This is a genomic window from Streptomyces sp. NPDC097619 (genome assembly GCF_040302735.1).
Lineage (GTDB): Bacteria > Actinomycetota > Actinomycetes > Streptomycetales > Streptomycetaceae > Streptomyces.
The window spans coordinates 1-22,862 of sequence record NZ_JBEOSD010000009.1; the positions used below are offsets into that span (position 1 = coordinate 1).

The window sequence follows — 22,862 nt, forward strand, 5'->3', positions numbered from 1 at the left end:
GTGAAGTCCGGCAGCTCGCGGCCGAAGTGGCCGTAGGCGGCGGTCTGGGCGTAGATCGGGCGGAGCAGGTCGAGGTCGCGGATGATCGCGGCCGGGCGGAGGTCGAAGACGGCCGTGATGGCGTCCTCGATCTTCGCGGTGTCGACGGTGGCGGTGCCGAAGGTCTCGACGAAGAGGCCGACGGGCTCGGCCTTGCCGATGGCGTAGGCGACCTGGACCTCGCAGCGGGCGGCGAGCCCGGCGGCGACGACGTTCTTGGCGACCCAGCGGGTGGCGTAGGCGGCGGAGCGGTCGACCTTCGACGGGTCCTTGCCGGAGAAGGCGCCGCCGCCGTGGCGGGCCATGCCGCCGTAGGTGTCGATGATGATCTTGCGGCCGGTGAGGCCGGCGTCGCCCATCGGGCCGCCGATCTCGAAGCGTCCGGTCGGGTTGACCAGCAGGCGGTAGCCCTCGGTGTCGAGCTTGATGCCCTCGGCGGCCAGCTCCTGGAGCACGTGCTCGACCACGTGTTCGCGGACGTCGGGGGCGAGGAGGGCGTCGAGGTCGATGTCCGCGGCGTGCTGAGAGGAGACCACGACGGTGTCGAGGCGGACCGGCTTGGGGCCGTCGTACTCGATGGTGACCTGCGTCTTGCCGTCGGGGCGCAGGTAGGGCAGGACGCCTTCCTTGCGCACGTCGGTGAGGCGCTTGGAGAGGCGGTGCGCGAGGTGGATGGGCAGGGGCATCAGCTCGGGGGTCTCGTCGGTGGCGTATCCGAACATGAGGCCCTGGTCGCCGGCGCCCTGCTTGTCGAGCTCGTCCTCCTCGCCGTCCACGCGGCTCTCGTAGGCGGTGTCGACGCCCTGGGCGATGTCCGGGGACTGGGCGCCGATGGAGACGGAGACCCCGCAGGAGGCGCCGTCGAAGCCCTTCTTGGAGGAGTCGTAGCCGATCTCCAGGATCTTCTCCCGGACGAGGGAGGCGATCGGGGCGTAGGCCGTGGTGGTCACCTCGCCGGCGATGTGGACCTGGCCGGTGGTGATGAGGGTCTCCACGGCGACGCGGGAGCTCGGGTCCTCGCGCAGGAGCGCGTCGAGGATGGTGTCGCTGATCTGGTCGGCGATCTTGTCGGGGTGGCCCTCGGTGACGGATTCCGAGGTGAAGAGACGGCGGGACACGGCACTCCCAGTGCGAGTCGGTGGACTGACGAGAGCGGGGGCGATGCGCGCTCGGGCGGACTCGGGACGGCGAGCCCGCCGGCGCCGAGTCTGTGGACGGCGGCTTAAGGGCCGCTTGCGCGGACGGAACGCCGGAATTGCCGCCGGTTCAGTGGTTCACCGGTTCACCGGTTCGGACGGGGCGGCGCCACCGGTTCAGACGAGCCGGCGCCACATCTCGATTTCCTCGTCGGTCAATTCGTGGAGGGCGTCCCATTTCTCGGGATGTCCGGGGGGCGGGCCGCCGATGGGGCGGCGGGGCAGGACGAGGGGGCCGGGGTCCGGCCCGCCCTCGGCGCGTCGTGGCGGTTCCGGGGGCGGCGGCTCCACGTGCGGGGTGGGCACCCAGACGCGGCCGACCGCGCCCAGGCCGACGATCAGCGTCCACCACATCCGGTTCCGCATCCTGCCCCCTTCGGCCGTCCGGCTCGACAGTCCTCCACCGTGAGGGTGCCCGCGGGGGCTTGCGGGGTGCTTAACCGGTCCGGTCGCGGTGGATGGCAAGGCCATGGCAAAGGGCATCGGCGGGCGTGGCGGGCCCCGGGCTGAACGGGTCGGCGGGGTTCCGGCAGCGACAGGATCTCGGCATGAATTCCGGTCTCCGGCCGGTATTTCGGGGTGCCCGGGGGCCTTTCGTTGACCGGCTTTCGGGGTGGCGGATCTGATCGCTTTCATGCGTGCGCTCCACGACGGGATGCGCATTCCCGCCTTCTTTTCACTCACGCCAATCAGGAGCAGCAGATGGGCAAGCAACTCGTCATGTGCGTCGTCGGCAACGGGCCCCGCGGGTTGTCCGCGCTGGAGCGCGTATGCGCGAACGCCGCTCAGTTCCCCGAGGTGGAGGTGACCGTGCATGTGGTCGACCCGGAGCGGCCAGGGCCGGGCCGGGTGTGGCGCGGGAGCCAGTCCCGGCAGCTGCTGATGAACACCGTCGCCTCGCAGGTCACCCTGTTCACCGATGACACGGTGGAGATGTCGGGGCCGCTGGCGGCCGGTCCGAGCCTGTACGAGTGGGCGCAGCTGATGACGCCGCTGGAGCCCGGGGAGGGGCTGGACGAGGAGTTCCTCGCGGAGGCCCGTCGTCTCGGCCCCAACACGTACCCGACGCGCGGGTTCTACGGCCGGTACCTGGAGTGGGTGTTCCAGCACGTGGTGGCCCTGGCGCCGGCGCACGTGCAGGTGGTGTTCCACAAGAGCCGGGCGGTGGCCCTGGACGACGGCGGGCCGACGAAGGACGGCCCGCAGACGGTGCGGCTGGAGGACGGGACCGTCCTGGAGCACCTGGACGCGGTGGTCCTGTCGCTCGGGCACGTGCCGGCGGAGGAGCCGGAGTCGCTGCGGCGGCTGCACGAGGAGGCCACGGCGCTGGGGCTGAACCACCAGCTGCCGGTGAACCCGGCGGACACGGACCTGTCGGGGATCGGTGCCGGGGAGGCGGTGCTGCTGCGCGGTCTCGGCCTGAACTTCTTCGACTACATGGCCCTGTTCACGCACGGTCGCGGCGGGGTCTTCGAGGAGGACGGGGCGGACGGGGAGCGGCTGGTGTACCGGGCCTCGGGTCTGGAGCCGCGGCTGTACGCGAGCTCCCGGCGCGGGATCCCGTACCACGCGCGCGGTGAGAACGAGAAGGGCGCGTACGGGCGGCACGTGCCGCTGCTGCTGACCGACGCGAAGGTGAAGGAGCTGCGGCACCGTTCCCAGGTGCAGGGCGGGCTGGACTTCCGTCGGGAGATCTGGCCGCTGGTGGCCCGGGAGGCGGAGGCCGTCTACTACACGGCGCTGCTGGCGAAGGAGCACCCGAGCCCGGTGGTGGAGGCGTTCCAGGAGCTGCTGCTGGAGACGGCGCGCGGCAGTGAGGCGGAGTCGCGGCTGCTGGACGAGTTCAAGGTCGCGGAGGAGGACCGCTGGGACTGGGAGCGGCTGGCGCAGCCGCACCGCGGGCGGGAGTTCACCGGGACGACGGACTACCGGGAGTGGCTGCTGAGGCTGCTGCGGCAGGACGTGTCGGACGCCCTGGAGGGCAACGTCACCGGTCCGCTGAAGTCAGCGCTGGACGCCCTGCGCGACCTGCGGAACGAGATACGTCTGCTGGTGGACCACAACGGGCTGACGGCGGCCTCGCACCGCGACGACCTCGACCGCTGGTACACCCCGCTGAACGCCTTCCTGTCCATCGGTCCGCCGACCCGGCGCATCCAGGAGATGATCGCGCTGATCGAGGCCGGGGTGCTGGACGTGATCGGGCCGGACATGCGGGTGGAGCTGGACCGGGAGCGGCGCGTGTTCACCGGTTCCTCGGGTCGGGTGCCCGGTTCCTCGGTGGACGCGACGGTGCTGATCGAGGCCCGGCTGCCGGACATCGACCTGCGGCGCACCGCCGATCCGCTGCTGCTGCACCTGAAGGCCACCGGTCAGTGCTCGTACCACGTGGTCGAGGGGCCGGGTCAGGAGTCGTACCAGACCGGGGGTCTGGCGGTGACGCAGCGGCCGTACCACCTGATCGACGGTGAGGGCGAGGCGCACCCGCGCCGGTTCGCCTTCGGGGTGCCGACGGAGTCGGTGCACTGGGTGACGGCGGCGGGCATCCGGCCGGGGGTGAACTCGGTGACCCTCGGGGACTCCGACGCCATCGCGCGGGCCGTGCTCGGCCTGGCGGGGGCTTCGGTGGAGACGGTTCCCGCGGCGCGGACCGAGGTGGCCTGATGACGGCCGTGGTCGAGGGCACCGGAGTGTTCGCGGACGCCGACGCGGGGCTGCTGTCCCCGGTGCGGGCGGGTACGCCCGTGGAGGCGGTCACCGGGGACACCGCGTGGCTCCAGGCCATGCTGGACGCGGAGGCGGCGCTGGCGCGAGCCCAGGCCCGGATGGGTCTGGTGCCCGCGGCCGCGGCCGCGGTCATCACGGAGACGGCGCGGGCCGAGGAGTTCGACCTGCGGGCGCTCGCGGAGGCGGCCCGGATGGCCGCCAACCCGGTGGTGGGCGTGGTCTCCGCGCTGACGACCGCGGTCGCGGCGGCCGCCCCGGCGGCGGCCGACTACGTGCACCGGGGCTCCACCAGCCAGGACGTGCTGGACACGGCCACCATGCTGGTGGCGGCCCGGGCCCTCGCGGTGATCACCGCCGATCTGGAGCGGACGGCGGACGCGTTGGCGGAGCTGGCGGCCGCGCACCGGGACACCCCGGCGGCGGGTCGGACCCTGACCCAGCACGCCGTGCCGACCACCTTCGGACTGAAGGCGGCGAACTGGCTGCAGGGCGTGCTGGACGCGCTGGAGCGGCTGCGGGGCCTGGAGCGCGGCGGGCTGCCCGTGGAGTTGGGCGGCGCGGCCGGGACCCTGGCCGGGTACCTGGAGTACGCGCGCATCGACGCGCCCGAGGGGGCCGCCGGCGATCCCGACCGGTACGTGGCGGAGCTGTTCCGGGCGTACGCGGACGAGCTGGGCCTGGCGGTGCCGGTGGCGCCCTGGCACACCGCGCGGACCCCGCTGGCGGACCTGGCGGGGGTGCTGTCGCTGACGGCGGGCGTCCTCGGGAAGTTCGCGGTGGACGTGCAGTCGCTGTCCCGCACGGAGGTCGGGGAGGTCGCCGAGCCGGCGGCCCCCGGCCGCGGGGCCTCCTCGGCGATGCCGCAGAAGGTCAACCCGGTGCTGGCCACGCTGATCCGGTCGGCGGCGGCGCAGGTGCCGCTGCTCGCGGCGGGCGTGGCGCAGCAGCTGGTCTCGGAGGACGAGCGGCCGGCCGGGGCCTGGCACGCGGAGTGGCTGCCCCTGCGGGAGTGCCTGCGGCTGGTGGGCGGGGCCGCGCACACGGCGGCGGAGCTGGCGGCGGGGCTGCGGGTGCATCCGCAGCGGATGCTGGAGAACCTGCGGCTGACCGGCCCGCTGATCGTGGCGGAGCGGCTGGCGGCGGTGCTGGCGCCGGTGCTGGGTAAGGCCGCGGCCAAGGCGGTGGTGACCCGGGCCTCGCTGGCCTCCGTGGACGGAGGGCGGCCGCTGGGCGAGCTGCTGGCGGAGGTGCCGGAGATCTCGGCGGCCTTCTCCCGGGCGGAGCTGGACGCGTTCGCGGATCCCGCCGGGTATACCGGGGCCGCGGGGGCGCTGGTGGACCGGGTGTTGGCGCGGCACCGGGAGCTGGGGCGGGTGGGCGCCTGGTAGGTGCCGGAATCCCGAAGGGGGGCCGCCCGCGCGGGTGGCCCCCCTCCTCGTACGCCCCGTCCCCCCGGCGGGGCGTCGCCCGTGTCCCGCACCCGACGACCCACCGGAGCCGGATACCGGCCCCGCCGGCGTTCGAGGCGCGGGGGTGTGGGGGCGGAGCCCCCGCACAGGGGTAAGACGGAGCCCGGACGCCGCCTCGCGTCCGGGCTCCGGGTCGGGTGACCGGGTCAGTGTGACGTGGACCCGGCCTCCGCCTTCTCCTGGTTTCCTTCGGTCAGCTCGGCGTGCCCGTGCGCGTGGTGCTCCAGGGCTTCCTGGTACTCCTCGCGGGTGGGCGGCTTGATCTGCTGTCCGTAGAACCACCGGCTCAGGCGGTAGTGCAGCCGCTTCTTGCGCAGGTTCGGGTTGCGGACCCCGTCGATCTCCTCGGGGGGCGCCTCGACCGGCTCGTACACGTTCCGGTTGACGAGGACGTGCCGCTTGGCGGCCGGCAGCGGTTCGTGGACCTCGACGAACTCGCCGTGCGGGAGCCGGACGATGACGCCGGTCTCGCGGCCGTGGAGCACCTTGTCGCGGTCGCGGCGCTGGAGGCCCAGGCAGATCCGCTTGGTGACGAAGAAGGTGATCAGCGGCACCAGGAAGATCCCGATGCGGACCATCCAGGTGATGGTGTTCATCGACAGGTGGAACTTCTCCGCGAGGACGTCGTTCGCGCCGCCGAAGAACAGCACCAGGTAGAGCGAGATGAACGCGGCGCCGAAGCCGGTCCGGGTGGGCCGGTCGCGGGGCCGGTCCAGGAGGTGGTGCTCCCGGGTGTCCTTGGTGACCCACGCCTCCAGGAAGGGCCAGGCGGCGATGGCCGTGGCCATCAGGCCCGGCAGGACCACCGCGGGCAGGATCACCGCCATGTTGACGGTGTAGCCGCCGAGCGTGAACTCCCAGGCCGGCATCGCGCGCAGGGCGCCTTCGAGGAAGCCCATGTACCAGTCGGGTTGGGATCCCTGGGAGACCTGGTCGGTGCGGTAGGGGCCGTAGTTCCAGACCGGGTTGATCTGGGCCACACCGCCCATGAAGGCGAGGACGCCGAAGACGGCGAAGAAGAAGCCGCCGGCCTTGGCGGTGTAGTTCGGGAAGAGGGGCTGGCCGACGACGTTCTCGTTGGTCTTGCCCGCTCCGGGGAACTGGGTGTGCTTGTGGACGCCGACCATCAGGACGTGCACCACGATCAGGGCGGCCATGATGCCGGGCACCAGCAGGATGTGGATGCCGTACAGCCGGGAGATGAAGTCGTGGCCGGGGAACTCCCCACCGAAGACGAACATGCTGACGTACGTTCCGACCAGCGGGACCGCCAGCATGATGCCCTGGGCGATGCGCAGGCCGACTCCGGAGAGCAGGTCGTCGGGGAGCGAGTACCCGGCGAAGCCCTCCAGGATGATCAGGATCAGCAGGACGAACCCGAAGAGCCAGTTGATCTCGCGCGGCTTGCGGAAGGAGCCGGTGAAGAAGTGGCGCATCATGTGCAGGCAGGTGGCGGCCACCATGGTGAGCGCCGCCCAGTGGTGCACCTGACGGATGAACAGGCCGCCGCGGACGTCGAAGCTGATGTTGAGCGTGGAGGCGTACGCCTCCGACATCAGGATGCCCTTGAGCGGCTCGTAGGAGCCGTCGTAGACGACTTCGGTCATGCTCGGCTTGAAGAACAGGGTGAGCCAGATGCCGGTGAGCAGCAGGATGACGAAGCTGTAAAGCGCCATCTCGCCGAACATGAAGGACCAGTGCTCGGGGAAGATCTTCCGGACCAGGGCCCGGGTCTTGTAGATCCCGAAGCGGGCGTCCACGTAGTTGGCGACCTTGTTGCCGCTTTCGGCGGGGGCCGGGGTGCGGGTGTCGACCGCCATCAGCGTTCACCTCCTGCCGTGGCGAGCTGCGGCTGCGGGGCGAGGCCGGCGAGCGCGCAGTCGGTGATGTGCCCGGCGAGGTCGGCGTCGAGCGGGCCGGTACCCAGCAGCAGCCGGAACCAGATCGGGCCGAAGACGAGGTCGACCGCGGTGTCGAGGTCGATGCCGGGGCGGATCTGGCCCTGCTCCTGGGCGAGTTCGAAGCGGGCGCGGGCCACGGCCCGGTTCGGTCCGAACACGTGCTTGAGGAAGAGGGCGTGCAGCCGCGGGTCGGTGTTCGCGTCGGCGGCCAGGGCCGCCAGGTGCGGGCCGATGGACGGGCTGGCGAACAGGTCGACCGTGGCGGCGAGCTGCGCCTTCAGGTCGGCCGTGATGTCCCCGGTGCGGGGGAAGACCATATGGGGTGCGACGGTTCGCAGGAGGGCCTCCACCACGACGAAGCTCTTCGCGGGCCAGCGGCCGCGTATCACCTGCTCGTCGACGTCTGCGCGGACGGCTATGTCACCGAGGTCGAACTCCCGGTACGAACGTTCCGCGCACAGCTGCAGGACGGCTGCGAAGACCGCTTCCTGAGCCTGTGGATCTACCCCTGCAGCGGTGGACTGCTCCAGACTTGGCATAACAAGAATCGTAGGTTGCACCCTTGCCACGCAGGGGCGATCCGCCCATGGCAAGAACCTGTCATACATGAAATGACAGGGCGTTTTCGGGCCGTTCCGCGGGGGCTCCCGGCGGTATGCGCTCGGGCCGGGACGCACCGGCCGCGAGCTGCGCCCGGAATGCCGGAGGCCCCCTCGGCGGTGGACCGAGGGGGCCTTCCGTTTCGGCCGTCCGGCCGCCGCGCGGGGGCGGCCGGGAGGACCGTGGATTACCTCACGCCCTCCCGGACCGCCTGGTCCCGGACGGCCTGGAGGGCGGGGGCCAGCACGGGGGCCGGGACCGCGCCGCCGCGCCGGGAGTACGGGCGCCGCAGGGCCGCGAGGATCATCGCGGGCTTGAACAACGCGGCCGGCGGGTCGGCCAGGGAGACCACCGCGAAGAAGTTCGCGCCGATCTTCGGGTTGACCAGGCCCTCGGAGTTGAGGCGGCTGATGTACCAGCTGAGCACCTTGTCGGCGAGGCCGATCTTCTTGCCGCCGACGGTGGTCGGGTAGCTGCGGTCCTCGCTGGTGGCCATCAGCCAGGGGTTGGCGGTGGTCTTGAAGACCATCTTCTGCGCCTTGCGGGCGAGGCCGGGGCCGGTGCCGTGCTTGGCGAGGAGTGCGCGCAGGCCGACGGCCTCCCGGCTGGCGGCCGTCATGCCCTGCCCGTAGATCGGGTTGAAGGTGCAGGCGGCGTCGCCGAGGACGAGCAGGCCCTCGGGGTGGCGGGCGGTGCGCTCGTAGTGGCGGCGGCGGTTCTGGGTGTTGCGGAAGCCGAAGACCTGGGTGACCGGCTCGGCCTCGGACACCAGTTCGTGGATGAGGGGGGTGCGCAGGTTCTTCGCGAAGTCCATCCACGCCTCGACGTCGGTGGGCGGCTCGTGACCGCGCATGCCGCCGAGGGCGAGGAGCCACTGGTCGTTCTCCACCGGGACGAGCAGGCCCATGGTGGGGTTCTCCGGGACGGGCTGCACGGTGACCGCGTTGAACTTCTGCGCGGCGGCCCGCGGGGTCCGCTTGAACAGCCGGGTGGCATAGGCCAGTCCGGCGTCGATGATCTCGTCCTCGGGCTCCGGGTAGCCCAGCTCGGCCAGCCACTTGGGCGTGAGCGAACCGCGGCCGCTGGCGTCGACCACCAGCTCGGCGGCGATCTCGGAGGGCTCCCCGCCCTTGGGGCGGACGGCGATGCCGCACACCGCGCCGGCCTCGTGGACCAGCCCGGTGACGGTGGTGCCGTGCACGAAGGAGATCCGCGGGTGCGTGGCCACCCGCTGCCGGATGGTCCAGTTCAGCAGGGGGCGGGTGCAGGTCAGGAAGGAGACCCGGCCCTCGTTGCCGATCCGGTTCCAGCCGTTGCGGTCGAGCCAGGCCAGTCGGGTGGGCAGCGGGGTGCGGGTGGCCCCGGCGGCGACCAACTCGTCGAGGATGCCGGGGAGCAGGTTCTCCAGGGCGCGCTGTCCGCCCTCCATCAGGGCGTGCGCGTGGCGGCCCTGGGGGACGCCGGGGCGGAACTCGGGCCCCTCGGTGACGGGGTCGCGCTCCACCACGGTGACGTCCAGGTGCTCGGCCAGGACCCAGGCCGAGAGGAGCCCGGTCAGGCTGCCCCCGACGACCACGGCGTGCCCCCGGGCACCCCGCGTCCCTGCTCGCGCCGCATCGGTGCCGGTCATGTGTGCTTCCTCTCCGCTGTGCGTACTTGGTCGGGTGTGGCGGCGGCCGCGGGCGGTCCGGTCAGGTCCACCGGCCGCTTCCGTACGTCTCCTGCGTTTCGAGCATCTGGGCCCGCAGGTCGAAGCGGCGGACCTTCCAGGTGCCGGTCCGCGGGAAGTCCTCCCAGGGGATGACCCGGGGCTCTTCGAGGGCGGGCAGGTCGGCGGTGGCGCGCGCCCAGACGGCCGGGTCGAGGGGCTTGCCGTCGTGGGTGCTGAGCACGGGGACGGGCAGGCCGCCCGGGTTGCCCAGGACGATGGCCTCGGTGACGTCGTCGAGGCGCTCCAGCAGCAGGCTCTCCAGCTCGATGCCGCTGGTGCCGGGGATGACGTCGACCTCGCGGTCGAGGACGTGCAGGTTGCCGGTGCGGGTGTGGATGCCGATGTCGCCGGTGTTCCACCAGCCGTCCCAGTCCTTCTCCTGGTGCCGCTCGTGCTCGCCGAGGTAGGTCAGGCAGCGGCCCTTGGTGCGGATCAGGACCAGGCCGCGCTCGCCGCGGGGCAGCGGCTTGCGGGTGTCGGGGTCCACGACCCGGATCTGGGTGACGAACGGGATGGGGCGGCCCACGCTGTTGGTGAAGGGGTCCTTGGAGCCGGAGGGGCGCATCACCGTGCGCTTGGAGTACACGGCCAGGGTGGCCGGGCCCACCTCGCTCTGCCCCCAGCTCTGTCCCCACACCGGGGCACGGCGGTTGGTGGCCGCCATGAAGGTGCGGATGGTGCTGGGGTGGATGGCGTCGAAGGTGCTGAGGTAGGCGCGGACGTTCGTGAACAGCTCGGGGTGCAGGCTGGGCAGCCGCTCCCAGCGCTGGAAGATGTTGGGGCAGGCCTCCAGGGTGGTGGGCCGGTGCCGGGAGAGCGTCTCCACGACCGTGTCGGGGTCGGAGCCGCCGAGGATGACCGCCTTCTTGGGCGGCAGCGCGAACTGGGCGAAGGTCCAGGTCACGGCGCGGGAGTGGACGAAGGCGATGCAGGAGGCGATGACGTCGTCCGGTCGCGTGGACAGGAACGGGATGCGCATCGTCTCCAGCTTGGAGAGCACCCCGATGAGGGTGTTCGGGGAGTGCACCACGAACTTGGGCACGCCGGTGGTGCCGGAGGTGTGGGTGCAGAGCATCGGGTCGCTGTGCGGGCGCAGGTTCGGTACGGGCACGTCGGCGCCCGCGAACTCGGACAGCGACACCGCGCCGGGTATCTCCTCGGCGTCGCCGTCGATGGCTATGACCCGGGTGTCCGGTCCGGTGATGCTGATGCCGTCGCGCTGCGCGGCCGCGAGGACCGAGTGCGAGGCGATGAGGATCTTGGGCTCCAGACGCGGCATCATCTTGGCCAGGGTGGCCGCGTTGAAGGTCGAGGTGATCATCGCGGGGAGGGCGCCGATCCGGCCCGCGGCGGCCGCCAGCAGGATCGTGTCGAGGTGGTTCTCCTTGACGATGGCCAGGCGGTCACCGCGCCGCAGCCCGGCCGCGTAGAGCCGCCCCGACATGTCCGCGACGAGGCGGGCCAGCGAGGTGGAGTCGTACGCGCGGCCGCCCTGCGGGGCGATGTCGAAGGGCCGGTCCAGATGCCATTCCGCGCCCGGCACTCCGGCGTAGTGGTCGAAGAGCGCCCCCAGGGCCTTGGGGCGTGCTGTCTTTCCCATCGGGGGGTCCGTTCCGTGAGGGGGAGGGAGTGGGGGCGTGCGCGGAGTGCCGGGCGCCCGCCCCGCCCGGGGCGGGAGGGGCGGGCGCCCGTCGGGGTCACCTCAGCGCTTGGCCGCCAGCGAGGGGCTGGACTGGCCCGCGGTCGGTCCGGGCTCGTCGCTCTCACTGATGCCGAAGCGGTCGTGCAGCTTGCGCAGCGGGCCGGGGGCCCACCAGTTGGCACGGCCCATGAGCTTCATGGAGGCGGGGAGCAGGGCGCCGCGGATGAGCGTCGCGTCCATGATGATCGTCAGCGCGAGGCCGAGACCGATCGCCTTCATGTAGCTGATGCCGGAGGTGATGAGGACGATGAACACGAGGGAGAGCAGCAGGGCCGCGTAGCTGACGACCTTGCCGACGCGCTCCAGACCGGCGGCGACGGACTGCTCGTTGTCGCCGGTGAGGTCGTACTCCTCCTTGATGCGGGAGAGCATGAAGACCTCGTAGTCCATGGACAGTGCGAAGGCGATCACGAAGAGCATGATCGGCACGGTCCACGTGATGCCGCCGGTGACGATGAAGTCGCCGACCAGCCAGGTGAGGTTGCCCTCCTGGAAGATGAAGACCAGCGCGCCGAAGGTGGCCGTGAGGCTGAGCGCGGTGAGCAGCATCGCCTTGATGGGCAGCAGGACGCTGCCGGTGAGCAGGAACAGCAGGACGAACATGCCGATGAAGAGGATGAGGCCGGCCACCGGCAGGCGGTCCTTGAGGGTGTCGAAGGTGTCCACGCTGACGGCCGCGGGGCCGCCGACCTTGACGTCGAAGGGGGCCTTGGCGTCGCGGACGTCGCGGACGAGCTGCTCGCCGTCGGTGGCGTAGGGGTCCACGGCCGGGATGACGGTGAGGTAGGTGCTGTCCTGGGTGGCGAAGCGGGCGCTGGCCGGGCCGGCCGGGGCGACCTCCTTGCCGTTGGCGTAGGAGCCGGTGAGGGCGTCGACGCGGGTGACGTTCTCGAGGGTGGACAGCTGCTGGGCGTAGGCCGCGATCTCGGTGGCCTTGGCCTGGGGGTCGCCGCTCTCCTTGGCGACGATCTGGACGGGCTGCTGCTCGCGCGAGTCGAAGTCGGTCTTGAGGACCGCGGCGACCTGGGCGGACTTGGCGTCCTTGGCGAGGACGCTCTCGTCGGGCAGGCGGGCGTCCAGCTTGAAGGCCGGGAGGGCCAGGACGGTGACGAAGGCGAGCACGAGCACGGTGACGAGCACCGGGCGGCGCATGACGTTGGTGGACAGGCTGTGCCAGAAGCCGCCGCCGTCCTTGGCCGGGTTCGCCTTCTTCTTGATGATCTTCCACTTGTCGATGCGCGGGCCGATCCACTTCAGCAGGGCCGGGGCCAGGATGACGGTGGAGAAGGCGGCGAGCAGCGAGGTGGCGATGCAGCCGATGGCCATGGAGCGGAGCATGGTGAACGGCAGGGCGAAGACGCCGACGAAGGCGACGGCCACGGTCAGGGCCGAGAAGAGCACGGTGCGGCCGGCGGTGCGCAGGGTGATCGAGATGGCTTCGTCGATTCCCCTGCCGCGGCCGAGTTCCTCTCGGTAGCGGCTGACGAACAGGAGGCTGTAGTCGATGCCGAGACCGAGGCCGAGGAAGGTGGTGGTGTTGACCACCATGCTGGAGGTCTCGCTGAAGAGCGTGATGACGAACAGCACGCCCATGGAGAGGAACATGGCGCTGACGGAGACCGCGAGCGGCAGCAGCGCGGCGATGGCGCTACCGAAGATGATCACGAGGACGACCAGGACCAGCGGGAAGACCATGCCGTCGGCCTTGGTGGCGTCCTCGGCGGACTTGGTGGTGTTCTCCAGCCACATCATGGCCGAGCCACCGGTCTTGATCTCCAGGCCGTCGACCTTGCCGCTGTATTCCTTGTCGAGGGCCTTGACCGTGTCGAGGACGTCGTCGAAGTCTCCGGCGATGCGCCCGAGGACCAGGGCCTGGTCTCCGGACTCGTCGCGCAGGGACTTCGGCTTGCCCGCGGTCCAGTAGGAGAAGACGCCGGTGACGCCCTCTTCCGCGGTGATCTTGGCGGTGAGGTCGGCGCCGGCGACGGCGACGGCCGGGTCGTCGACGCCCCGGTCGTCCTTCACCAGGAGAAGCAGGTTCGGTTCACCCTGTTTGAAGGTCTTGTCGAGCTCGGCGGCGGCCTTGTACGACTCCGTACCGGTGTACTCGTACCCGCCCATGGTGAGGCGCTTCTGCAGTCCGCCCGCAGCGCCTCCGGCGAGGAACACGACGACCAACGTCCAAATCACTACTTTTCGTGGCGAGTTGAGCAGAAGTCGTGACAATTTTTCAAACACGGTAATCCCCTTTTTCGGTGCGTAACTCCGCGGTCATGCCGACGCGGAGAGCTTTCGGTTCAGCCAGCGCTCGGTGAGCGCGTAGCTCTCGGGAGCGGTGCGGTGCACGGTGAGCGAGTGGCCGGTGCCCGCGATGACGTGGGTCTCCAGCTCCGCCTCGGGGGCGTAGAAGCTCTGCTCGAAGGCGTGCACGGACTCGCTGTCGGCGGCGAAGGCCACGTCGGCGCTGCTGAACAGCGCGTCGTGTTCGCCGACGACGAGCAGGACGGGAACCTTGACCGCTTGGGAGTACTCGGCCAGGTAGGTCTGGGGGAGGCTCTCGCCCTCACCGAGGGTGGCGGTGGCCTTGATCAGCTCGTTGTGCGCGGACAGCTCGGGGTCGATGCCCTCGGCGTGCTCCAGCATCCGGGCGCGCAGGCCGGGGCGCTGGGTCATGTACCACTGGGGCAGGTCCGGGTCGGAGATGACCGGGTCCTCGGAGCCGGGGTGGAAGAAGTTGATGACCTCGTCGTAGAGCGGGGCCATGGTGTGCAGCATCCCGGTGACGACCAGGGCGTCCACGTCGGCGTGGCGGGCGGCCTCGACGATGGCCAGGCCGGAGCCGAAGGAGTGGCCGACGGAGACCACCTTGTCGAAGGAGTGGCCGCCGGGGGTGCCCGAGCGGAGCTCCTGTATGACGTGGTGGATGGTCTCGACGTTGCTGTCCACGGTGACGTCGGTGGCGGCGGGGCGGCTGCTGGCGCCGGTGCCGAGGCGGTCGATGAGGAGGACCGCGTAGCCGGCGCGGAGCATGTGCCCGGCGTAGTCGTACCGGCCGGGGACAGTCCAGTAGCGGCGGTCGTAGGTGAGGCCGGGCAGCAGGACCTGCACGGTGTCGGCGCCCTGGGCGGGGACGAGGAGTTCGCCGCGGATCTGCCACTCGGTGTCCGGGGCGGAGGCGGGCCGCACCCGGAAGGTGAGGTCCTCGCGGATCCGGCCGTCGTCTTCGGCACCGGCCGGGTCGAGGTCCGCGGGGTGGACAGGGGTGGTGGTCATCGCGTTCTCCTTGAGTTGCCGTGGATCGGGTGGACCTCGGCCGTCGTCGGCTGCTCCTCGGCCGCGGGGGCCGCCTGGGGCCACTCCGCGGAGGTCCCGGGGGCGGTGCTCCGGGAGGAGCTGCTGAACACGCCGACGGCGGGTCCGGCCACCGCGGCGGGCTTGCGCCGCTTGGCGGCCGCGCCGTGGGTGGTGCTCGGCGGGGCGGTGGGGAGGGGGCCGCGCGGGCCGCGGAGGGCGGCGGCGAGGACCTTGGGGCGGAAGGCCGCGGTGGGGTCGACGAGGAGCTGGCCGAGTTCGAGGATGACGGTGGCGGCGGCCCGGTTGACGGGGGCGACGGCGGCCACCTTGTCCACGTACCACTGGCCGATGCGGGTCTCCAGGTCCGGCGGGGTGACCTCGGCGGCCCACGGGTACTTGAGGTCCGAGGTGGTGGCGATCTGCCAGGCGCCGGCGACCTCCTTGGCGAGGGCCTTGCGGAGCCGGCGGGCGAGGCCGACCACGGTGCCGTGGCTGCGCAGCATGGCCTCCAGGACCAGAGCGCTCTTGACCGCGGCGGACATGCCCTGCCCGTAGGAGGGGTTGAAGGCGGCCATGCCGTCGCCGATGACGAGGAACTGGTCGGGCAGGCGGCGCAGCTTCTCGTAGTGCCGCCAGCGGTTCTCGGTGCGTCCGGAGCCGTAGACGCGGCCCAGCGGGGTGGCGCGTTCGATGGCATCGAAGAGCACCGGGTCGCGGAGGGTCTTGACGGCCTGGAGGAAGCCCTCGTGGGTGGTGGGGGGCCGGCTGCCGCCGCTGGCGGAGACCGAGACCATCCACTTGCCGCCCTCGATGGGGTTGAGGATGCCCTGGCGGGGGTTGTCGGGGGTGGCCATCAGGAGCATGCACTTCCAGTCGGCGACGTGGCCGACGGGGGGTGCGAAGACGCTGGTGGCGTACGCCGTCTTGGCGTCGACCACGGTCTCCTCGGGGGCCTGGTAGCCGAGCTCGGTCAGCCACTCCGGGGCGCGGGACTTGCGGCCGGAGGCGTCCACGGTGAACTCGGCCGGTATGAGCCGGCGCGGGCTCCAACCGGAGGCGGCCTCGGTGTCCTTGGCGCGGACCCAGACGCCGGTGACGGTGTCGTCACGGCCGCCCTGGAGACCGGTGACCTCGTGTTCCTGGAGGAAGGTGACCTTCGGGTCGCCGCGCAGGCGGTCGCGGACCACGGCGTCGATGACGTCGCGGGTGCCGGTCATCATCGACATGCCGGTGGAGAAGCGGGGGATCCAGCCGCCGGGGGCCATCAGCAGGATGTCCTCGGGCATGCGGACCTTGACCATGCCCGCGGCGAGGAGTTCGCGGCCGATGCCGGGGAAGAGCCGCTCCAGGCCCTCGTGTCCGGCCTGCATCAGGTTGTGGGCGTGCCGGGACTGGGCGACGCCGGGGCGCCAGCGCGGGCCGCGGGGGAGCCGGTCCTTCTCGATGACGGTGACCCGGTCCATGTGCCGGACCAGGGCCGCGGCGGCGGTGAGCCCGGCGAGGCTGGACCCGATGACGACGGCGTGACCCTCACCGGTGTCGGCCGGGGAAGCGATCGGGTGGTTCGGGCTCATCGGTGACTCCCTCCTGAGTGCGTGGTGGCGGCCCGGGCGGACGGTCGGACCGCGAGGTCCCCGAGGACCGAGGGCAGACCGTCGGCGACGGTGGGCCGGGCGGGGACCCAGCCGAGCTCCAGGCGGGCGCGACGGTTGGAGACCCGGTACGAGGTGGTGAGCGAGGTGGCCACGGCCCCGCCGAGGGCGAGCGCGGCCAGGGGTCGGGGGATCCCGGAGACCTTGCGGACGCCGGTGGCGTAGCCGACCTGGGCGGCGAACCGGCCCAGGGTGAGCGGCTCGTCGTCGACGAGGTTGTAGGCGCCGCCGGCCGGGGCGCGGTCGAGGGCGGCCAGGTAGCCGGCGGCCAGGTCGTCCACGTGGACGCAGCTCCAGTACGCCCGGCCGTCGCCGGGGTAGCGGATCCGGCCGGTGGCGGCCTGGTCGAGGAAGGCGGTCTTGAAGTTGCCGCCGGGGCCGTAGGCGAATCCGGCGTAGAGGGTGACGGCGTCCAGGCCCCGGGCTCCCAGGGTCTTGAGGAGGGCGGCGCCGGCGGCGTGACCGACGCCGAGCGGGGCCGGGGTGTGCGGGGTGTCCTCGTCGATCCAGTCCCGTCCGTGGTCCCCGTAGACGAAGGCGCCGCCGGTGTAGAGCAGTCGGGTGCCGTGGCGCAGGCAGTCCTCGGCCAGGGTCGTGGTCATGACCCGGTCCGCGGTGCGCATCCGGGCCAGCCGGGCGGCGGAGAGCCGCCCGGTGGTCCGCAGTTGGGCCGCGTGCACGACCGCGTCGTGGGAGGCCGCGAGCCCGGTGTACGTCTCGGGGCGCAGCATGTCCGCGGTGTGCACCCTCACCCCGGCGGCGGCCAGGTCCGCGGCGGCCGCCGCGGCCGGGTCGCGGACCAGTGCGGTCACCTGGCGTCCGGCCGCGAGGAGGGCGCGGGTGACCGCGCCGCCGACGAAGCCGGTGGCGCCGGTGACCAGGACCCGCTGCCGAGGGGCGCTCACAGGTGCTCGACCGTCGCGCCGGCGGGCAGCCGCCGCCGGCAGTCCAGGACGTACGAGGCGTGCTGCTCGACCAGGCCGAAGTCGAAGGCCGAGTGGTCGGTGAGGAGGACGACGGCGTCGGCGGAGGTGAGTTCCTGCTCGGTGAGCTCGACCCGGGTGAGGCGGGGGTCCACGGTGTGGTCCTCGACGACGTGCGGGTCGACGGCGCGGACTTCGGCGCCGAGTCGGAGCAGGCCCTCGACCACGCGGGTGGCGGGCGATTCGCGGGCGTCGCCGGTGTCGGGCTTGTAGGCGAGGCCGAGGAGGAGGACGCGGGCGCCCTTGAGGGCCCGGCCGCGCTCGTTGAAGCCGTAGATGAGGCGCTGGACCACGTATCCGGGCATGTGGTCGTTGATGTGGTTGGCGAGCTCGACGAAGCGGAAGAGGCGGCCGACCTTCCGTTCGACCTGCCAGGACAGGTAGACGGGGTCGACGGGGAGGCAGTGGCCGCCGACGCCGGGGCCGGGGGTGAACTTCATGAAGCCGAAGGGCTTGGAGGCGGCCGCGTCGATGGCCTCCCACACGTCGATGCCGAGGGTGTGGGCGTACATCGCGAGTTCGTTGACCAGGGCGATGTTGACGTGCCGGAAGGTGTTCTCGACCAGCTTGGTGAGCTCGGCGACCTTCGGGGAGCCGACCGGGACGGTGGTCTCGATCAGCCCGGAGTAGAAGGCGTCGATGGACTTGAGGGAGTTCTCGTCGACGCCGGAGACCACCTTGGGGGTGCGCTCCAGGGTCCAGGTGCGGTTGCCCGGGTCGATGCGCTCGGGGCTGTAGCCGAGATGGAAGTCGGCGCCCGCGGTGAGGCCGGAGTACTCCTCCAGCAGCGGGGCGACGAGTTCCTCGGTGGTGCCCGGGTAGGTGGTCGACTCCAGGATCACGGTGGAGCCCTGGCGCAGGAAGCGGCCCAGGATGCGGGCGGCCGACTCGATGTGGCTGAGGTCGGGGATGCCCTCGCGCAGCGGGGTGGGCACGCTGATCACGGCGACGTCGAAGCCGCCGATCTCGCGCTCCTCGGTGGTGGGCTTGTACGCCCCGGAGTCGAGGACGCCGAGGAGTCGCTCGGGGGCGACGTCCTCGACGAAGGACTCGCCCGCCGCGAGGCGCTTGACGCGCTCTTCGCTGACGTCGAAGCCGACGACCGTGTGACCCGCCTCGGCGGCGAGCATGGCAAGGGGAAGGCCGACGTAGCCCTGACCCATGATGACGATCTTTGCCATCGTCCTGTCCGTTCCTTAGGTGGCCGTGACCGCCGTGGGGCGGCCGCTGAGGGTGGGTGTGGGTCGGTCGGTCAGGTCCAGCGACCGGTGCCGAAGGTCTCCTGGGACTGGAGGACCCGCTGGCGCAGGTCGTGGCGGCGGACCTTCCAGGTGCCGGTGCGCGGGAAGTCCTCCCAGGCGATGACGTGCGGCGCGGCGAGTTCGGGCAGTCCGCGGGTGGCGGCGGCCCATTCCTGGTCGGTGAGGTCGGGTCCGGCGAGGCTGATGACCGGGACGGGCAGGCCGGAGGGGTTGCCGAGGACGATGACCTCGGTGACCCGGTCCAGGCGCTCCAGCAGGATCGACTCCAGCTCGATGCCGCTGATGCCGGGTATCAGGTCGACTTCGCGGTCGACGATGCGGAGGTTGCCGGTGCGGGAGCGGACGCCCATGTCACCGGTGTTCCACCAGCCGTTCCAGTCCTTCTCGCGGTGCCGGTCGTCCTCGCCGAGGTAGGTGAGGCAGCGGCCCTTGGTGCGGACGAGGACGACGCCCTGCTGTCCGGCGGGGACGGGCTTGCGGGTGGTGGGGTCGACGACGCGGACCTGGGTGACGAAGGGGACGGGGCGGCCGACGACGTTGGTGACCGGGTCGAGGGCGCCCTGGTTCTTGCGGATCTTGTCGCGGGAGTAGATGGCCATGGCGACCGGGCCGGTCTCGCTCTGTCCCCACACCTGGCCCCATACGGGACGCTTGACGTGGCTGGCCTCCATGAACTTGCGCACGGTGGGCGGGTGGATCGCGTCGAAGGTGTTGAGGAAGGCGCGGACCCGGCGGAAGGCGCCCGGGTGGGACTCGGTGAGCGGCTCCCAGCGCTGGTAGATGTTCGGGCAGGCTTCGAGGATGGTGGGCCGGTGCTCGGCGAGGAGCTCGGCGGCCGTCTCGGGCTCGGAGCCGCCGAGGACGACGACCTTCTGCGGGGGGCGGGCCAGCTGAGCGAAGGTCCAGGTGATGGCGCGGCCGTGGACGAAGGCGATGCAGGAGGCGAACACGTCGTCCGGGCGGACGGCGAGGCCCGGGATGGGCATGGTCTCCAGCTTGGTGAGGACACCGAGCAGGGTGTTCGGGGAGTGCACCACGAGCTTGGGGATGCCGGTGGTCCCCGAGGTGTGGGTGCAGATCATCGGCTCGTCGTTGGGCCGCAGGCTCATCGCGGGCACGTCGGCGCCGGCCAGGTCGGCGAGGCCGACGGCGTCGGGAGCCAGGGAGGTGTCGCCCTCGATGGCGACGACCTGGGTGTCGGGGCCGGTGAGCAGCACGCCCGCCTTGACGGCGGCGGCGAGCACCGAGTCGGAGGCGATCAGGACGCGGGGGGCGAACCGCTCCATCATCTTGGCGAGGACGTCGGGCGCGTTGGTCGCCGAGATCATGGCGGGCAGGGCGCCGATGCGGGCGGCGGCCGCGGCGAGGAGGACCACGTCGTGGTGGTTCTCCTTGACGATGGCCAGGCGGTCGCCGCGGCGCAGCCCGGCGAGGGCGAGGCGGCCGGACATGTCGGCGACGAGCTCGGCCATGCGGGCCACGGTGTACTGACGGCCGGCTCCGGGGGCGATGTCGAAGGGCCGGTCGAGGTGCCAGGCCGGCACGTCCGCGTCGGCGTACGCCTCGAACAGCGCGCCCAGGTTCTTGGGTCGCAGGTTCTTCTTCATATCCAGTGGTGTCTTCCTGGAAGTCGGGTCAGCGGACGGCGAGCAGATTGGCGGCGAGGAGCAGGACCACGCCGAGCCGGTGGGCCTGGCCGCCGAGCTTGCGGGCGACGAGGACCTGGCCCCGGAGGAGACCGGTGCGCAGTTGGTGGGCGCGCAGGGCGATGACGGGTGCGAGGGCGAGCAGGAACCACCAGGGCACGGCGCCGACGGCGCAGGCCCAGACGATCGCGGCGGTCTCGGCGAGGCTGATCGCGAGGATCACCACGCGGTAGACGGGCGGCCGGAGCACGGTGGCGAGGTTCTTGCGGCCGGAGGCGATGTCGCCCTCGCGGTCGTTGATGTTGGAGTAGAGCGAGACGAGCAGGCTCCACAGCCCTATGAGCAGGGACTCCAGCAGGGCCAGGCCGGTCATCTCGCCGTGGACCAGCCCGAAGGGGATCAGTGCGACCAGGCCGGTGCTGAGGACCAGCACGATCTCCTGGCCGTAGTGGTGGCTGAGCCGCAGCCCGTAGGAGTACTGGACGCTGCCGCCGACGAGGACGGGCAGGAGGGCCAGTGCCCACCAGGGGCGGTCGGGTGCGATCAGGGTGCCGACGGCCACGCAGGCGATGCCGAAGAGCAGGGCGGCGTAGCCGAACCCGAGGGCCTGGCGGACCGTCAGGTGGCCGTCGAGCAGGGGTTTGAGGTCGCGGTTGCGGAGCTGCTGTTGGGCGGGGTCGTAGTTGACCAGGTCGCTGCCGTCGCGGAAGCCGGAGACGTCGTCGAAGGCGACCGCGGCGGCGCAGACCCCGACCCAGCCGAGGCTGAGCACGACCAGTGTCACCAGGACCCGCGCGTCGAGCCGGAGGTCCGGCGGAAGCATCGTCCACACGACGAACGCGGCCAGGTAGTAGTCGAAGAACCGCAGCTTGGCCAGCTGTGCGTAGGCGCGCGGACGGGTCATCCGCGGGGGTGCCAGGGTGTCGGTCATGCTCATGCCTCGCCGGTTCAGGAGCCGAGCGGCTTGCGGCCGGTGGTGGAGATCTGGACCTGGCTGAGCCAGTGGTGGGCGGGGTCGGCCATCTGGGCCAGGGCCTCGTCGATGCGCTCCTGGGTGACGAGTCCCCCGGCGACGATCCGGGGGGCCATGAACTCCAGCCACAGCTGGTAGTGGCGGGCCTGGGCGGAACCGCCGCGGACCATGACGACCCGGCCCTCGGCGCGCACGTCCTCCAGCTCGGTGGCGCGGACGAGTTCGTGGTCGACGTGGCCGCCGCGCGGGTCGTGGCCGTTCTCCCGCATGAGCCCGTATCCGGCGGCGCGGCAGTGCCCCCTGCACCACAGAGCTGAACGCGTCGGCGGCGGGCCGGGTCACGGCCCGGGGCCGGGCGACCTGACGGCGGGTCACGAGGCCGCTCCACCGGTCCGCTTGCGGGGCCGCCGGACGGGGCGGGCCCCGCGGAGCGCGGACGGCCCGGTCCCGGGCGGACGCACCCGCCCGCCGGGCCCGGTCCTCGGGGCACCGCGCCGGGCCCGGTGCCGGGCGGGGCCCGGGGGCGCGCCGGGCCCGTCGGCGGACGCGGCGCGCTCGGCCGCCTCCCGGCGACGGCGCTCCTCGCGCAGGCATTCCCGCAGGCTCTCGGGGTCGAGCTGTTCGTTGCAGGCGTGGTGGAGCAGCTCGGCGAAGCGGTAGCGGGGGTCCGCCCGCAGGGCCAGGGACAGGGCGATCCGGGCGTACGGTTCGTCGCCCGTGGACCAGGCCACCCAGCCGACCAGGCTGAGCGGGGCGGCGGCGTGCTCGGCGTACCCGGCCACGCAGCGCCGGGCCAGGGCCCGCCACAGCCGCAGGGCGGGGGCCGCCTCCGGGCCCTCCATCCATTCGGCGGCCACGTCCCGGGTCTCGCGGTCCTGGAGGCCGATGATGAGTCGGGCGGCCTCGTGGTGGTCCAGGAGGGCGTCGTCCCAGTCGTCGGAGGCCGGGCCGGTGTCGGCGGGCGGGGCCTGGGCGAAGCGCCGGAGCAGGGCGGCGGCCAGGGCGACGGTGGCGCGGCCGGTGCCCGCTCGCGCCGCGGGGTCGAGGAGCGCGGGGGTGAGGGCGGCCGCCTCCTGGTCCAGGACCTGGCTCTGGGCCACCGCGGAGGGCCCCCGGAGGGGCTTCAGGCGGGTCTCCAGCTCGCGCTGGGTGCCGCGGACCCGGATGCCCGCGTAGGTGGCACGCGCGGCCATCACCGAGGTGCCGGACAGCGCGAGGGGCGTCCCCTCCGGGGGGCAGCAGGCCGGTTCGGGGCAGACATAGCTCCAGTACCGGCCCCCGGAGACGCACAGGGCCTCCATCACGGGCACGTCGAGGGCCCCGCAGGCCAGCCGGAGCGCCTGGGCCAGGGGCCGTAGCCGGTCCCGGACCAGGCGGGCGGGCTCCCCCTCGGCCGGCTCCCGGCACAGGTAGAGGACGATGCCGTCGGGGCGCGGTCCGCCGCGCCGTTCCGCACCCCGGACCAGGGCGTCGGCGAGGTGACCCGCCAGCTCCTCCCAGTCCGCGGAGGCGCGGGGGATGCCCACCCGCACCCGGCCGCCGAAGCGGCCGCGGGAGCCGTGGACGGCCACCATCACGATGGCGTCGTGGGGGTGGAAGCCCACCATGTAGGGCAGCGCGTCGGCGAGCTCGCCGGGGCTGCGGAGGGTGATCTCGTGGGCGGCGCCGAGGCCCGCCGTTTCGTCACGGTGCGTCATGGCCCGAAGA

Annotated in this window: 17 protein-coding genes; 2 read left to right on the plus strand and 15 right to left on the minus strand. The window is 72.2% G+C overall.

The genetic code is table 11. The features are described 5' to 3' along the window. Together metK and ABTZ17_RS04260 are read right to left on the minus strand one after the other, a co-directional pair. The coding region (gene metK, locus ABTZ17_RS04255) for a methionine adenosyltransferase (protein ID WP_352193946.1) at positions 1 to 1,157 on the minus strand (1,157 nt) is incomplete at its 3' end. Between the two features lie 195 nt (positions 1,158 to 1,352). Further along, positions 1,353 to 1,601 (minus strand): DUF6059 family protein, encoded by a 249-nt coding sequence (locus tag ABTZ17_RS04260; protein ID WP_352193947.1) that lies wholly within the window; start codon positions 1,599 to 1,601, stop codon positions 1,353 to 1,355. A gap of 336 nt (positions 1,602 to 1,937) precedes the next feature. On the opposite strand from ABTZ17_RS04260, the gene ABTZ17_RS04265 reads away from it, so the two are divergent. Together ABTZ17_RS04265 and ABTZ17_RS04270 are read left to right on the plus strand one after the other, a co-directional pair. Further along, the gene (locus tag ABTZ17_RS04265) at positions 1,938 to 3,899 is read left to right on the plus strand and encodes an FAD/NAD(P)-binding protein (RefSeq protein ID WP_352193948.1); all 1,962 of its coding nucleotides are present in this window, start codon (positions 1,938 to 1,940) and stop codon (positions 3,897 to 3,899) included. Beyond that, on the plus strand, positions 3,899 to 5,350 hold the full coding sequence (locus tag ABTZ17_RS04270; protein ID WP_352193949.1) for a nitrosuccinate lyase: 1,452 nt from the start codon (positions 3,899 to 3,901) through the stop codon (positions 5,348 to 5,350). Before ABTZ17_RS04265 ends, ABTZ17_RS04270 begins: the two co-directional genes overlap by 1 nt. Positions 5,351 to 5,577: 227 nt before the next feature. Here ABTZ17_RS04270 and qcrB read toward each other — a convergent pair whose 3' ends face one another. From qcrB to ABTZ17_RS04335, 13 genes are all read right to left on the minus strand, one after another. Next, entirely contained in the window at positions 5,578 to 7,251 is a 1,674-nt protein-coding gene (qcrB, locus tag ABTZ17_RS04275; RefSeq protein WP_352193950.1) for a cytochrome bc1 complex cytochrome b subunit, read from the minus strand. Beyond that, on the minus strand, positions 7,251 to 7,871 hold the full coding sequence (locus ABTZ17_RS04280) for a TetR-like C-terminal domain-containing protein (protein ID WP_352193951.1): 621 nt from the start codon (positions 7,869 to 7,871) through the stop codon (positions 7,251 to 7,253). The genes qcrB and ABTZ17_RS04280 overlap by 1 nt, the downstream gene beginning before the upstream one ends. A gap of 248 nt (positions 7,872 to 8,119) precedes the next feature. Continuing rightward, a complete protein-coding gene (locus tag ABTZ17_RS04285; protein ID WP_352193952.1) occupies positions 8,120 to 9,562 on the minus strand; it encodes an FAD-dependent oxidoreductase in 1,443 nt (480 codons plus the stop codon). Between the two features lie 61 nt (positions 9,563 to 9,623). Further along, positions 9,624 to 11,243 (minus strand): class I adenylate-forming enzyme family protein, encoded by a 1,620-nt coding sequence (locus ABTZ17_RS04290; protein WP_352193953.1) that lies wholly within the window; start codon positions 11,241 to 11,243, stop codon positions 9,624 to 9,626. Positions 11,244 to 11,345: 102 nt separating this feature from the next. Next, positions 11,346 to 13,514, minus strand: a complete 2,169-nt coding sequence (locus ABTZ17_RS04295; RefSeq protein WP_352193954.1) for an MMPL family transporter — start codon at positions 13,512 to 13,514, stop codon at positions 11,346 to 11,348. Positions 13,515 to 13,616: 102 nt separating this feature from the next. After that, entirely contained in the window at positions 13,617 to 14,618 is a 1,002-nt protein-coding gene (locus tag ABTZ17_RS04300; protein WP_352193955.1) for an alpha/beta hydrolase, read from the minus strand. Further along, on the minus strand, positions 14,615 to 16,213 hold the full coding sequence (locus tag ABTZ17_RS04305; protein ID WP_352193956.1) for an NAD(P)/FAD-dependent oxidoreductase: 1,599 nt from the start codon (positions 16,211 to 16,213) through the stop codon (positions 14,615 to 14,617). Before ABTZ17_RS04305 ends, ABTZ17_RS04300 begins: the two co-directional genes overlap by 4 nt. After that, the gene (locus ABTZ17_RS04310) at positions 16,210 to 17,196 is read right to left on the minus strand and encodes an NAD-dependent epimerase/dehydratase family protein (RefSeq protein ID WP_352193957.1); all 987 of its coding nucleotides are present in this window, start codon (positions 17,194 to 17,196) and stop codon (positions 16,210 to 16,212) included. The genes ABTZ17_RS04305 and ABTZ17_RS04310 overlap by 4 nt, the downstream gene beginning before the upstream one ends. Next, positions 17,193 to 18,455, minus strand: a complete 1,263-nt coding sequence (locus ABTZ17_RS04315) for a nucleotide sugar dehydrogenase (protein WP_352193958.1) — start codon at positions 18,453 to 18,455, stop codon at positions 17,193 to 17,195. Before ABTZ17_RS04315 ends, ABTZ17_RS04310 begins: the two co-directional genes overlap by 4 nt. Positions 18,456 to 18,526: 71 nt before the next feature. Continuing rightward, the gene (locus ABTZ17_RS04320; protein WP_352193959.1) at positions 18,527 to 20,143 is read right to left on the minus strand and encodes a class I adenylate-forming enzyme family protein; all 1,617 of its coding nucleotides are present in this window, start codon (positions 20,141 to 20,143) and stop codon (positions 18,527 to 18,529) included. 28 nt (positions 20,144 to 20,171) lie between these two features. Further along, positions 20,172 to 21,119 (minus strand): UbiA family prenyltransferase, encoded by a 948-nt coding sequence (locus ABTZ17_RS04325; RefSeq protein ID WP_352193960.1) that lies wholly within the window; start codon positions 21,117 to 21,119, stop codon positions 20,172 to 20,174. 11 nt (positions 21,120 to 21,130) lie between these two features. After that, positions 21,131 to 21,424, minus strand: a complete 294-nt coding sequence (locus tag ABTZ17_RS04330) for a hypothetical protein (RefSeq protein ID WP_352193961.1) — start codon at positions 21,422 to 21,424, stop codon at positions 21,131 to 21,133. A gap of 102 nt (positions 21,425 to 21,526) precedes the next feature. Beyond that, positions 21,527 to 22,852: a DUF4192 domain-containing protein gene (locus tag ABTZ17_RS04335; RefSeq protein WP_352193962.1), complete on the minus strand. Its 1,326-nt coding sequence runs from the start codon at positions 22,850 to 22,852 to the stop codon at positions 21,527 to 21,529. Positions 22,853 to 22,862 lie beyond the last annotated feature (10 nt).